The sequence below is a fragment of the Streptomyces katrae genome (assembly GCF_002028425.1).
GTDB classification, from domain to species: domain Bacteria; phylum Actinomycetota; class Actinomycetes; order Streptomycetales; family Streptomycetaceae; genus Streptomyces; species Streptomyces katrae_A.
Genome location: NZ_CP020042.1, coordinates 7,444,086 through 7,456,360, shown reverse-complemented (window position 1 = coordinate 7,456,360; position 12,275 = coordinate 7,444,086). Strand labels below are relative to the sequence as shown.

The 12,275-nt window shown below is 69.4% G+C and carries 11 protein-coding genes and 1 pseudogene; 3 read left to right on the top strand and 9 right to left on the bottom strand.

The annotated features are described in order from the left end of the window. Window positions 1–363: 363 nt before the first annotated feature. A complete protein-coding gene (locus B4U46_RS34120; protein WP_079431422.1) occupies window positions 364–1,071 on the top strand; it encodes a hypothetical protein in 708 nt (235 codons plus the stop codon). A 126-nt stretch (window positions 1,072–1,197) separates the two neighbouring features. On the opposite strand, the gene B4U46_RS34115 is transcribed toward B4U46_RS34120, so the two are convergent. Then, window positions 1,198–2,151, bottom strand: coding sequence for an IS481 family transposase (locus B4U46_RS34115; protein ID WP_079432180.1), 954 nt, complete (start codon window positions 2,149–2,151; stop codon window positions 1,198–1,200). A 181-nt stretch (window positions 2,152–2,332) separates the two neighbouring features. Between B4U46_RS34115 and B4U46_RS34110 the strand changes: the two genes are divergently transcribed. Both B4U46_RS34110 and B4U46_RS39975 read left to right on the top strand, forming a co-directional pair. Continuing rightward, the gene (locus tag B4U46_RS34110; RefSeq protein WP_079431421.1) at window positions 2,333–3,202 is read left to right on the top strand and encodes an IS5 family transposase; all 870 of its coding nucleotides are present in this window, start codon (window positions 2,333–2,335) and stop codon (window positions 3,200–3,202) included. A gap of 281 nt (window positions 3,203–3,483) precedes the next feature. Next, window positions 3,484–3,606 carry a hypothetical protein gene (locus B4U46_RS39975; RefSeq protein ID WP_257790377.1) on the top strand — a complete coding sequence of 41 codons (123 nt, stop codon included), beginning with the start codon at window positions 3,484–3,486 and terminating at the stop codon, window positions 3,604–3,606. A gap of 73 nt (window positions 3,607–3,679) precedes the next feature. Here B4U46_RS39975 and B4U46_RS34100 read toward each other — a convergent pair whose 3' ends face one another. The 8 genes and pseudogenes from B4U46_RS34100 to B4U46_RS34065 all read right to left on the bottom strand — a co-directional run bounded on the left by B4U46_RS34100 (window position 3,680) and on the right by B4U46_RS34065 (window position 11,981). Next, window positions 3,680–4,222 (bottom strand): SMI1/KNR4 family protein, encoded by a 543-nt coding sequence (locus B4U46_RS34100; RefSeq protein ID WP_079431420.1) that lies wholly within the window; start codon window positions 4,220–4,222, stop codon window positions 3,680–3,682. 375 nt (window positions 4,223–4,597) lie between these two features. Continuing rightward, a pseudogene (locus tag B4U46_RS36995) lies at window positions 4,598–4,693 on the bottom strand (IS481 family transposase); the annotation flags it as partial. Window positions 4,694–5,160: 467 nt separating this feature from the next. Then, window positions 5,161–5,490 carry a hypothetical protein gene (locus B4U46_RS34090; RefSeq protein ID WP_123995169.1) on the bottom strand — a complete coding sequence of 110 codons (330 nt, stop codon included), beginning with the start codon at window positions 5,488–5,490 and terminating at the stop codon, window positions 5,161–5,163. 244 nt (window positions 5,491–5,734) lie between these two features. Continuing rightward, window positions 5,735–6,916 (bottom strand): cytochrome P450, encoded by a 1,182-nt coding sequence (locus tag B4U46_RS34085; protein WP_079431417.1) that lies wholly within the window; start codon window positions 6,914–6,916, stop codon window positions 5,735–5,737. Beyond that, on the bottom strand, window positions 6,909–7,481 hold the full coding sequence (locus B4U46_RS34080) for a DUF5825 family protein (RefSeq protein ID WP_123995170.1): 573 nt from the start codon (window positions 7,479–7,481) through the stop codon (window positions 6,909–6,911). Before B4U46_RS34080 ends, B4U46_RS34085 begins: the two co-directional genes overlap by 8 nt. Then, complete coding sequence (locus B4U46_RS34075) at window positions 7,478–9,394, bottom strand: RiPP maturation radical SAM C-methyltransferase (protein ID WP_237293406.1); 1,917 nt, start codon at window positions 9,392–9,394, stop codon at window positions 7,478–7,480. The genes B4U46_RS34080 and B4U46_RS34075 overlap by 4 nt, the downstream gene beginning before the upstream one ends. 53 nt (window positions 9,395–9,447) lie before the next feature. After that, window positions 9,448–10,716, bottom strand: coding sequence for an MFS transporter (locus B4U46_RS34070; RefSeq protein WP_185117132.1), 1,269 nt, complete (start codon window positions 10,714–10,716; stop codon window positions 9,448–9,450). Window positions 10,717–10,802: 86 nt separating this feature from the next. Further along, entirely contained in the window at window positions 10,803–11,981 is a 1,179-nt protein-coding gene (locus B4U46_RS34065; protein ID WP_079431414.1) for a cytochrome P450, read from the bottom strand. Window positions 11,982–12,275: the final 294 nt, after the last annotated feature.

The window sequence follows — 12,275 nt, the reverse complement described above, 5'->3', positions numbered from 1 at the left end:
GGCGCCGCCCTCGTCGGTGATGGGGCCGATCCCCGGCCCGTGAGGACGCCCCGCACGGTCGCGGGCTTCCAGCGGCCGGAGCGAGCGCGACGGTGGCGACGAGGTCCTGGGGGTCACCCCGGAATCGACGGTCACTCCGTGTCACGGTAGCTGAGGCGGGTTAGCGCGCTGGGGTGAAGGCATCACAGCTGGTCAGTGCGATCTACCAGGCCGTTGACGGGCGTGTCGTCGGAACGGGAGGGCAGCTCCGGTTGCGGTGCGTGACGGGATGGCGGTGAGTGGTAAAGGGCATCCACCCCGCCCCGGGCCGACTCCGGCCACACCACACCGTCATCACCGAACAGGAGCAAGCCGTTGCACCGCATGACCCGCTATTCCGTTCCCGCCGCCCTCTGCGCGACCCTGCTGACCGCGTCACCGGGTATCGCGGCAGTCGCCCGCGGCCCCGAGCAGCCGCCCCTCGGCGTCACAGGAGAAGCCGTCCCCGGCAGTGACGCGTTGCTCGCACAAGTCCAGTCGCTCGGCGCTGCCGCCGGGGTGCTGGAGCCCGTCACGGATCTGCTCTCGGCGGTGCTGAAGTCGCCGGACGGGAAGGTGTCAGCGGCTGAACTGGCTGCGGTCAAGGCGAAGATCGAACCTGCGTTCGCAGACCTGAAGAAGTCCGTCCCCGCCGCACAGACTCCGGCGAAGCCCGTCGTCAACGCCCCGGCGAAGCCCGCCAACCCGCCGGCCGACCCGGTGGCGAAGCCCCCGGTCGCGAAGCCGGCCGACCCGGTGGCGAAGCCCCCCGCTGCCGAGCCCGCGAAGCCCGCTGCGCCGATCGCCCAGCCCCCGGCCGCCACGCCCGCGAAGTCGCCCACCGTGCTTCCGGCGGCCGCCCCCGAGTCCGCCCGTGTCGAGCAGGCTTCCGCCGCGATCGACAAGCTCAAGGGCTCCGTCGACGGCCTGCTGATGGTCGCCGAGAAGGGCGCCACCACGGCCGACGCCAAGGCCAAGGCGAACATGGTCGTGACCGACCTCGGCACCGCCCTGGTCGCCCTGCTCAACGTCCACAAGGCCCCCATCGCCTGAGTGCGGTCCCGCACCGAGCCGTCCCCGGCGTCCCTCGGGCGCCGGGGACGGCTCGCGTCCGCCCTCTGCACCGCCGCAGCCGCCTCCCCGCGAACCAAGTGCGCGGTCGGCCGAGATCACCGAGCCCTAGGTGTACTGCCCTGTGAGGTTGGGGACGCGGCTGGCGGGTGGTTTGCCTGCGAGTGCGGTGTGTCCGCGGTGGTGATTGTAGGTGTGGAGCCAGCCAGGGAAGGCGTCGCGTCGTTCCTGCTCTGACTGGTAGGGGCGGGCGTAGGCCCACTCCTCGAGCAGGGTCCGGTTGAGGCGTTCGACCTTGCCGTTGGTCTGGGGCCGGTAGGGCCGGGTTCGCTTGTGGGCGATCCCGGCCGCTGCCAGGGCGTCGCGCCAGTCGCGGGAGCGGTAGCAGGCGCCGTTGTCGGTCAGGACCCGTTCGACGGTGATGCCCACGCCGGCGAAGTAGGCCTGGGCCCGGGCCCAGAAGGCGGTGGCGGTCTCCTTCTTCTCGTCGGCGTGGATCTCGCTGTAAGCGAGGCGGGAGTGGTCGTCGACGGCGGTGTGGATGTAGCTGTAGCCGGCGCTGGAGCGGTTCTTGCGGCCGGCCTGGCGGCCGAGGGTCTTGTGGCCGCCGCCGTCGGGGATGTTGCCGAGCTTCTTGATGTCCACGTGGACCAGCTCGCCCGGACGGTCGCGTTCGTAGCGGCGTATGACGGCGCCGGTGGCGCGGTCCAGGTGCGTGAGACGGGCCAGGCCGAACCGGGTCAGGATCCGGTGCACCGTCGAGGGCACCAGGTTGAGCAGGTGGGCGATGCGGGCGGGCCCCCACCGGCGGGCGAGGCGGACCTTGATGATCCGCCGCTCGATGCGGGTCGGGGTCCGGCGTGGGCTGGTGTGCGGGCGCGAGGACCGGTCGGTCATTCCGGCCTCACCCCCGGCCCGGTAGCGGGCCGCCCACCGCTGGGCGGTGGTGGGCGAGACCTGGAATCGCTCGGCCGCCCGGCGCAGCGGCCAGCCGTCCTCGACCACGCAGCGGGCCAGGCGAAGGCGTCCGGTCTCGGTCAGGGGTGCATTACGGTGGGGCATGAGGGCCTTCTGCTGGTCGGTGTAGACGTCGCAATCCACACCGAACCCGGAAGGCCCTCACCCGTTCAAGATCCCTCAGCCGAGACCTGCGTCACCCGTCCACAACCTCCCAGGGCAATACAACTAGGCCGTGTTTTAGAACTGGGGTCCGTGTCTCGCCTCGTGCCGTGATGATCTCGGTGTGGGGCGAGGGGATCTTTCAGATGATCAGTGGGCGGTGCTGGGGCCGTTGTTGCCGGTCGCGGGGCTGGGCAGGCCGTCGGTGTGCCGGCGGCGGTTGATCGATGGGATCCGCTGGCGGGTGCGGACCGGTGCCCCGTGGCGTGATCTGCCGGCGGAATACGGTCCGTGGCAGACGGTCTATGGGCTGTTCCGTCGCTGGCAGCGCAATGGCGTCTGGTCGTCGGTGCTGACCGCGTTGCAGGCCCGGGCGGATGCCGTCGGGCTGATCACCTGGGACGTGAACGCCGACTCCACGATCTGCCGGGCCCATCAACACGCGTCCGGCGCCCGTCGGGACGGTCAAGCCCAGAAGGAGCCGCCGGGCGGCCACCAGGCCGAACCGGACGATCATGGCCTGGGCCGGTCCCGCGGGGGCTGGACCACGAAGATCCACCTCGCCTGTGAGCAAGGCCAGCGGCCGTTATCGGTGCTGGTCACAGCCGGTCAGCGGGGAGATTGCCCGCAGTTCACGGCGGTGCTGGAAGCTATCCGGGTCCCTCGTCTCGGCCTGGGCCGGCCCCGGGTCCGCCCGTTGCGGGTGCGGGCCGACAAGGCCTACTCATCGCGCGCGAACCGTGCCTATCTAGGGCGGCGCGGGATCCGCTGCACCGTTCCGGAACCTGCCGATCAGGCCGGTCACCGTAAGCGCCGGGGAACAGTCGGCGGGCGGCCTCCGGCCTTCGACCGTGAGGACTACAAGGCCCGGCACGCGGTCGAGTGCGGCATCAACCGGCTGAAGAGGAACCGGGCGGTGGCCACCCGGTTCGACAAGCTCGCGGTCCGCTTCGAAGCCACCGTCCTCGTCGCCGCGATCAACGAATGGCTGTGACCTGCCGGGCGTGTCGGTCCCGCATGTCATTCAGGCCGCGATCAGGTCAGCGGGTTGAGGGGATGTGGTCCCTGGACGCAGGGAAGCCGATCACCGACTTGAAAAGCTGTGACGAGTTCGTGTTCGCCAACGCCGCGCAGAGCGCCGAAAACCCGGCGGGCCCCAACCCCGTCGGTTACAGCGGCGCGGAGAGTGCATACAGACCTATCTCAAGCGCAACGCCGACGACACCAAGACGCTCCACCTGCGGCCGAACACCCCGGCACCGAGGCCGGTCCTCGATGTCGAACTGGCAGAACACCCAGTCGATGCGGCCGTTCGGCGACTTCATCAAGGATCAGCGCTTGATGGAGGACGACGGCTACTGGGTCGACCTCGACGGATTCACCGCACCCACTCCGTAACCGGACCATGAGAAGTGCCCCCCGGCCGTTCTTCGGTTCCGGGGGGGCACTTCTGTTTCACGGCGTCGCGGCCTCACAACCAGACAAGTCGCCCATCGACAACAGAACAGGGCGGATAGTCCCCTGTGCCGATCCTCGTCAGCATCTCCGCCACGGAGTCGAAGTAGTGGGCCAGTGACGGGTGCTCGCCGGTGGTCGTGGGCTCACCCACGAACCATTTGCCGATACGTCCGTCCGTCACATCGATGAACCGCCCCGTCCAGGCATCCTGATCGGACAGGAACGGGATCCACTCCTCGCGCCATTCGTCGCCACCGGACAAGGGGTGGTTGGCGTAGAGCTTCTCCATCGCCCGGATGCCCAGAAAGAAGCTCGCCTCGTCCGGGAACCCGGCGTAACCGCAGCAGGCGACGTCGTCGTCCACATCGTCCTCGGGGAGATCCAGGTTGTTCTGCAGCAGCCACACGCGCAGGTCCTGATGCAAGGAGACACCCATGCGCTCCTCGGCGGCCGCGAGTACCCGCTCCGGGGCCGGGCCGGGCAGGTCCGCGTGATCGGCCGGCGCATGTGCCCGGAGGAGATTCATGACGCGGGACCAGCTCTCCGCCACACTCATTCCCCGCTGCCCCTCTCTGCACGGATGCGCTATGCCACTCAACGGGCTCGCCCACTGTAACCGTCTAGCACTGCGGGCCGGTCGAAGCGCCCCCGCCGCTGCTGGAGCCTACGCTCTCTGCGGTTTGCGCCGCTTGCCCCATCTGCCATGCGGCCTGTTCCGGTCCTGGGCCGACATCACAGCGTCGAACTGGGCTTTGGTGGTTACTGCTCGTGGCTCAGGTGCGAGTGTGGTCGCAGCCGATCGCCACGGGACAGCCGATGCCCAGCCGGCCACGGGCATGGGTCTCTGAGGCTGACCCCGTGGAGTGGACACCCTGACAATGGATCTTGCTGGTCCAGGGAGGGATGTCCAGGTGGGACGCAGGTCTCCGTACTCAGACGGCCGCCGTAGCGGCCAGCCGTCCTCGACCACGCAATGGGCCAGCCGCAGGCGTTCGGTCTCGGTCAGGGGTGCATTACGGTGGGGCACGAGGGCCTTTCTGGTCGCCGGTGCAGATGTCGCAATCCACACCAGGCCAGAAGGCCCTCACCCATTTCAAGATCTCTCAGCCGAGACCTGCATCACCCGTCCACAACCTCCCTGGACAGAACAGAACCCCCTGGCCACGAGGTTGAAGACTCAGGGAGGCTCAGAGCAACCCACGGGATGTCGCACAGTACTCCCCGGCAACCGGATGGATGAGGACCTCGTGGTCGCGTGCGTAGGCGGCGATGGCGTCGGTGGCCTGGAATTCGCCGCCGGCCGGGGAGGGCACCCCTCCTGGATGATTGGGAAGAGGGTGGGGTCGCCTGCCTCCTCGTCTCCCACCCACTGCCCGTCGTACGTTGCATGAGCCCCCGTGGCAAGGTCACCGACACCGGTGGCGCCGAGGCCACCGCCAAGACCGGATGAGCCGGGACGGGTGCGCGAAGCCCTGCCCTTTCCCCGAAGCCTTCTCAGGACGCCAGCTCGTGATAGTGGTCGTCGCGGCCCGAGGTCACGGTGCCGCCGTCGCCGTCGCTCGTCGGTACCTCCCCCGCTGGCAGGTCCCTCAATTTGGACACCTGGACGGAATCCACCCGAGGCCCGGTCAGAGCACGGGGCACTGCCCAGTCGCGCAGTCCGTTGTCGGGCCCGTCCCCTTGCTGCACGCCGAACTGGTCCGCAGTGAACTCGGAGCAGGTCATGGTCAGCAGTCGGGCGGTCGAGCTGTTCACCGCCTCCACCGCGATGATGTTTTCCGGGGCCGGCGAGCAGGCGGACAGACCACCGGTCGTCAGCGGCACCGTGATGGTCGTTCCGAGCCGGGAGTGGCGGCGACGAGCAACCGGGTTCACGGTCTCGGCCCGAGCTCGTCGGGGGCCCACGGCAGATACCCGCCTCACCACGAGTTCGCCTCTGCCTCGAACCTCTCCAGGCACGCCTCCCCGGACGTGGAGGCATGGCTCGCGAAGAACCCGCACGTCCACTTCCGCGAAACCCTTCACCCGGACCGCCCCACCGAAGTGACGCAATCAGGATCACGAGACACTAGTTCGCGCACTCGACCCAAATCGGGAGTTCGACGAGCCCGTTCATGACCGCAGTATCGTGGAAACGCAGCTCTGACGGCTCCACGGTCAGGCCGAAACTCGTCGTTCCCGAGAGGAATACGCGCAGGGCCTGCGCCGCGATGAGCCGCGTGACCGGAATGCCCAGGCACGAGTGCTTCCCACGGCCGAACGTCAGGTTCTCGAAATCCCGGCCACGCGTGGGGTCGAACCTGTGGGCGTCGGGAAGCACGGACGTGTCCCTGTTGCAGACGTCCACCCCGATGACGAGCAGGGTGCCGGCGGGAACCGCGTACCCGCCGATCACGGACGACTCCTTCGACATCCGGTAGATCCCCCGCGCGATCGGGCTCGCGTACCGCTGCACCTCGTGGACGAGGCCGGGCAGCAGCGTCTCGTCGTCGCGCACGAGGCTTTGGGTCTTCGGGTCCTGCGCCAGGCAGAGGATGCCGTTCGTGATCAGCGCCGCCAGCACCTCGACGCCCGACAGCGCGAGCAACCGGGTGTTCGCCGCGACCTGCCGGTCGTCGAGGGAGGGGAGCTCCGCCATCAGGTCCGACACGAGGTCGTCGGCGGGGCGGGCCCGCCTGTCGCGCACCCAGTCGACGAGGGTGGCGTCGAGCTCGCGCACCGGGTATCCCCCGTACACCGCGGTCCGCAGGGCCGAGACGAGCTTCTCGTCGAGTCCGAGCAGGCGCGACATCACGCTGTCGGCGATGGGCACGCCGATCGACGCGACCGCGTCGAGCCTCCCCAGCGCGAGGGCGCTCTCGACCGCCTGCCGCACGTCCTGGACCAGCTGGTCCGAGACGTCGCGCACGCGGGTGTCGATGACCCTCCGGAGCGCGCGCCGCACGCGGCGGTGCTCCTCCCCGTCGGTCTGGTTGACCGCGAAGACCTCCTCGGACGCCGCGTGCGGATGCGAGCCGTCCGGATGCGCCTCGTCCGGCTCGTCGAAGACGCTCGCCATGAGTTCGCCCGCGCTGCCGTAGGTCTCCACGTCGGACAGGATGCGGGTGGCTTCGCGGTGATCGTTGACGAGCAGGCCCAGCCCGGCTGTCCCCATGCGCATGGGGAAGACAGCCCCGGGCGGTTCCCCCGGCCCTCGCGACACGGTCCGCTCGTCGAGCGTCCTGCGGAAGAGGATGTGGCCTTCAGACACACCAGACTCCTTGTCTCACGGCGATGCCCACGGCGTGGTCGCCGGCACGAAAGACGAGGTCGTGCAGTTCGAGGGCGTCCAGGCTGGCCGCCTCGGCGGGGGTGAGCGTACGCCCCCAGCGGCCTTCGTCGAGGATGGCCGCCGCCGGTTCCGAGCGGTCGACGTCGATGCGGCGGCGCTCCCCGTGGCGGGTGTCCTCGACGGCCAGGAACGTCGGACCGCGCCGGACGACGAGGGCCCTTCCCTCCTGCGCCGACCACGCGAAGGAGCCGTCCGGCCGCCGCGGCGGGTCGAGGTGGCGCAGGCTCCCGACCTCCAGGGTGCCGCAGTCGCCGCTCCACGAGACCCGCAGGCCGACCCCGCGGGCGTCACGGAGCAGCGCGATCAGGGAGACGAGTTCGGCGTCGCCCATCTCCTGCAGGGCGAAGTGACCGGTCAGTCTGATCCCGGCGTATCCCGACCGGGTCAGGGCGACGAGGTCCTGCCTGCTCCGCACCGAATGGAGGTCCACCGGCGCGAAGAGCCTCCGGCGGTTCGACCGCCGCTCTGCTGTCTGCTTCGTCACCAACGCAATCCCGTCGCGAGCGCCAGATAGGTCGAGTCCTCATGGAAGACGATGCCGAGCTCCGTCCAGTTCTCGACGAGCTCTTCGAGCTGACCTTCCCGCAGGTCGATCTCGAGCGAGCGCATCGCGGAGGCGAGCGCGGGAAGCGTCTTGCCCTTCGCCAGCGCCCGGTACGCCTCGGCTTCGAGCCCCGGCCGGAACACCAGCTCACGGGAGGGCCAGGCTGGCCGGTCGTCGATGACGACGAGCGAGTCGTCCGGCGACGGCAGGGTGACCAGCCGGGAGACCGAGGCGGTGTCCTTCCAGCTCGCGACCGCTTCGCGCAGCAGCTGGTTCGTCGCGGGAGAGAGGCCGGCGGGCGCGGACTCGAACACGTAGACGAGGTCGTCGAGGCCCTCCGCCACCCCCTCGTAGGCGCTCACCAGGTTGAGCGAGGGGCCGAGCGCCTGCAGACCGAGGGCGGGATCGTCGAAGTAGGGGCTGAAGCGTTCCAGCTTGATCGGGAACGCCCCGGCGGGCGGCGTCAGGTGGTGGAGGGACGGGAGCGAGGCGATCAGCGCCTCGTAGTCGCTGTCCTGCTCCCCGGGGAAGCCCACGAGGATGTTCCACGAGGGGTAGATCCTGCAGGTGGCGCAGTCGCGCAGGAACCGCACGTTCTGCCATCCGGTCACCCCCTTGCGCATGATCCGCAGGATGGGCGTGCACAGGCTCTCGACACCCGGCTGCAGCTGTGTGAAGCCGGCGCGCGCGAGGGACTCCAGCTGACTGAAGTTGAGGTTCGACTTCACCTCGGCGAACAGCCGGACGTCCCACTCGGCGGGCAGCGCCAGATCCGAGGTCAGCTGCACGACGTGCTCGGGCGCCAGGATGTTGTCGGAGAACACCAGGTCGAGCACGTTGTGCCGGCGGATGGCCCGGCCGGCCTCCGCCCGCACGCGCTCGGCGGGCTTCGCCCGATGGGTCATGGCCGACCCGTTCAGGCCGCAGAACGTGCAGTGGTGCTTCGCGCCCCACCAGCAGCCGCGGCTGGCCTCGAGCGGGATCTTGACGTCGATGAACGGCGCGGCCGGGGACTTCCCCAGATCGCGGAAGTAGTGGTCGTAGGTGGGCTCCGGCACCACGTTCATCGAGACGGGCGTCCGCCCGATGGGGTTGCTGACCGTGGTTCCGTCGGCGTCGGACCGCCAGCACAGGCCGGGCACGGCACGGAGCAGTTCCTCGTCCTTCTTCCCGTCACCGCTGCGGCATTCCGCGATGTGGGCGATGAGCGGCGCGATCGAGTGCTCCGCCTCCCCCCGGATCACGTAGTCGAACTCCGGGCGGGCGCGGTGGACCGCCGTGCCCTGGACGCCGTCGCAGTTCGCCCCGCCGAGGATCGTCACGACGTCCGGCCGCAGCTGCTTGACGCGGTGCGCGAGCGCGAACGAGGCGATGTTCTGGTCGAAGGTCGTCGTCAGCCCCAGGACGTCGGCGTCCGAGGCCACGAGGTCCCGGGCCAGCCCGTCGATGAAGGCGGGCGCCGCGCGGAACATCGCGCAGTAGGCGTCGACGTGCTCGCTGTCGCGTATGAGGTCGTAGAAGCTCGTGCTCCGTGGGTCGACACCGGGGCGGAAACAGCTGGAGAAGACCCATTCGCCGACCCCGAACACTTCGGCGTCGACGATCAGCTCGTAGTGCCCGCGTTCGAGGCCCGCCTCCCGGACCAGGTGGTCGAGCCACCGGATGTTGCCGTAGACGACGTCGAGCTTCTCGACCTCTGCGCGCCGCTCGAACAGCGGGGCGACCGTGCTCAGCGCCAAGGAGGGCATGTCGACCACGGCCCAGGGCATGCAGACCAGCGCGACCGAGAGGGAGTCCTCATGTACGACCGGGGGGGAGAGATCCAGCACCGGTTGTTCGTGCCCGATCTGCATCAGTTCCACTTCGGCTCCTCATCGATCAGGGGCATTGGCCGAGACGGGCTGTTTCAGGATTCCTCCGGGGCGGCGGCCTGCTCGCTCCCGGTGCTCACCCGCGTCCCGCGGATGAGCACCGGGAGCCACAGGAGACACGCCAGCAGGGGGACCGCGGCGTAGACGGCCATGCCCACGCTGGAGCCCAGTCCGCCCATGAGCGCGCCGAGGACGAGATAGCCGATGCCGATGAGCACCGACTCCACGAACGCGATCATCGACAGCAGGCCCGCCCGGTGGCGCGAGGGCACCGCCTCGTTGAACACGTTGTCCACGAGCACGGCGGTGATCTCGGGGATTCCGACCAGGAGCAGGAACGCGGCGATGGTGACCCAGACGAGGCCGAGGCCGGTCAGGCCGAGGGCCGCGGCGAGCGCCAGGAGCGACAACGGGGCGATGATCCGGTACCCGATGCGCCGGTCGGCGCGGTCCGACAGCAGGGGAGTGAGGCCGCCGATGAAGAATCCCGCCGAGATGACCACACTGACCAGCGCGGTGCTCGCACCCTGATCGGAGAGCGTCTTCTGGGTGAAGATGATGTAGGGCGTCAGCGTCGCGTGCATCAGTCCGGACACCACGACGAGCGTCACGAGCGCCGGCGTGGCGACCCGGAGCATGGCCCGCCAGGCCGTGGTGTCGCCGTGCTCCTTCCCGGCGCCGTCCTGCTCGTCCACCGCGTCCGCGCCGCGGATCTCGGGCACCCGGGCCAGCAGCACCAGCACGGCCACGACGAGGCACGACGCCGAGGCGGTGTAGACGATTCCCCAGGAGAACCGCTGAAGCTGGCCGCCGAGGATGATGGCGGCCCCCGAGGTGACCGTCCCGAGCATGGTGAACCGGGACCTGATCCTGACGTAGCCGCTCGTCGCGCCGCGGCGCACGAGCAGGTCGTACAGCAGGGCGGTGTCCGAACCCGACACGCAGGCCATGCCCACGCCCTGGCCGATGAACAGCGCCAGGAAGAGCCAGTAGTCGGAGGTCGCCACCTGACCGAGCAGACATCCGGCCACCAGCACCTGGCCGATCACGATGCTGGCACGCCTGCCGATCCGGTCGGCGATGATGCCCGTGGGCAGCTCCGCGAGTCCGCTGACCAGGAAGAGCAAGGTCTGGAGGAGGGCCACCTGCGCGGCGGAGAAGCCTTGCTGGTAGAGGAAGATGACGAACACGCCGCGCTGGAACATCGAGTTGGAGAGCACGGCGTAGATGTAGAACGGGCGCGTGACGTCGCGTGCCACGTCGGCCGCCGCCGATCCGTCAAGGGCCTCTGTGGTGCCGGTCATGCTGCGGGTCCCCCCTGGTGACTCCGGTGGTCAAGGACGTTCTCCACCATCACGGGCGGATTCGGCTCCTGCTCGGTCGCGTTCACTTACCAGCTCACCGGCATGCCCTTGAGGCCGTACCCGAGACCGTCGTCCATGAACGGGAGGCTGTCGAGGTCGACGGCCAGGGCCAGGGTGGGGATGCGCCGGAACAGGGCGGTGAACACGACCTGGAGCTCCAGGCGGGCCAGCGGCTGGCCGGTGCACTTGTGCACACCGAACCCGAAGGCGAGCTGCTGGCCGGCGTCGCGGCGCAGGTCCAGCTTCTCCGGGTCGGGGAACACGCTCGCGTCGCGGTTGCCGATCTCCTCCGGGAGGATCAGGCCCTCGCCGGCGCGGATCAGCTGTCCGGCGATCTCGATGTCCTCCACGGCCACGCGGCGGCGGCCGGGCTGGACGGTGGTCAGGTACCGCAGCAGCTCGTCGACGGCCCCGTCCACTCCGGCCTCGTCGGCGTCCCGCAGCACGGCGATCTGGTCGGGATGGAGCAGGAGGGCCAGCGTGCCCAGAGCGATCATGCTGGCCGTGGTCTCGTGCCCGGAGATCAGCAGGAACAGGACCAGCATCACCAGTTCGTGCCGGTTCAGCTGGCCTGTGGCCAGCCGTTCGGTGGCGAGCTGGGACAGCAGGCCGTCATCGGGGCGGGCGAGCTTGTGGCCGATCAGCTTGGCCAAGTAGTGGTACAGCTCGCGTTCGGACTTGCTCGCGACGTCGGCCGGGACGTCGCTCTCGGTCACCGCCCTGATGGCGCGGTGGAAGAAGTCGTGGTGCTGGTAGGGGACGCCCAGCACGTGGCAGATGACCCTGGACGGGATCGGCAGGGCGAACTCCGACACGAAGTCCGCCGGCTTCGGGCCGGCCAGCAGGGCGTCGATGCGCTCGTCGACGACCTGCTGGATCGTCGGCCGCAGCTTCTCGACCATGCGGGGGGTGAACGGCCGGGCGATCATCCGGCGCAGCCGGAGGTGCTCGGGGCCCTCCATGGCGGTCAGGAACTGGCCCTCGCCGTGGTGGTCGCGCAGGAACTGGGTGTGGAACGGGTAGCCCGGCTGCATCCAGTCCGCGCTGACCCGGCGGTCCGACAGCAGCGCGCACTGTTCCGCATGCCGGGTCACCAGCCACGGGGTGCTGCCGTCCCACAGCCGGACCCGGACCAGCGGCGCCCGTTCCTGCAGCTCGGCGAGCCCGGGTGCCGGATCCAGCGGGCAGCCGGACGCCCGGGGCATCGGAAAGTACGGGATTGCCGTGGATTCCAGATCGGGAACGTTGGCCTGCGAAGACGTCACAATCCTAGCTCCGTTCCGAACGTCCCATAACGGAAGAAACATCAACATGGGGGGCCGATGCCGGCTGAAGGGTGTGATCACCGAATCGGCTTCCGCAGCCCGCGGATTCCGGTGCTCGATCTTTTTGCGCCACAGAGTGGAAAACCGGCCATGTCCGGCCTCCCCGTTTGGCAGTATTCCGGACCCGAAGCACCCTACCCAGCATTGATCAAGCCCCACAAGAGGCAGGAAGAC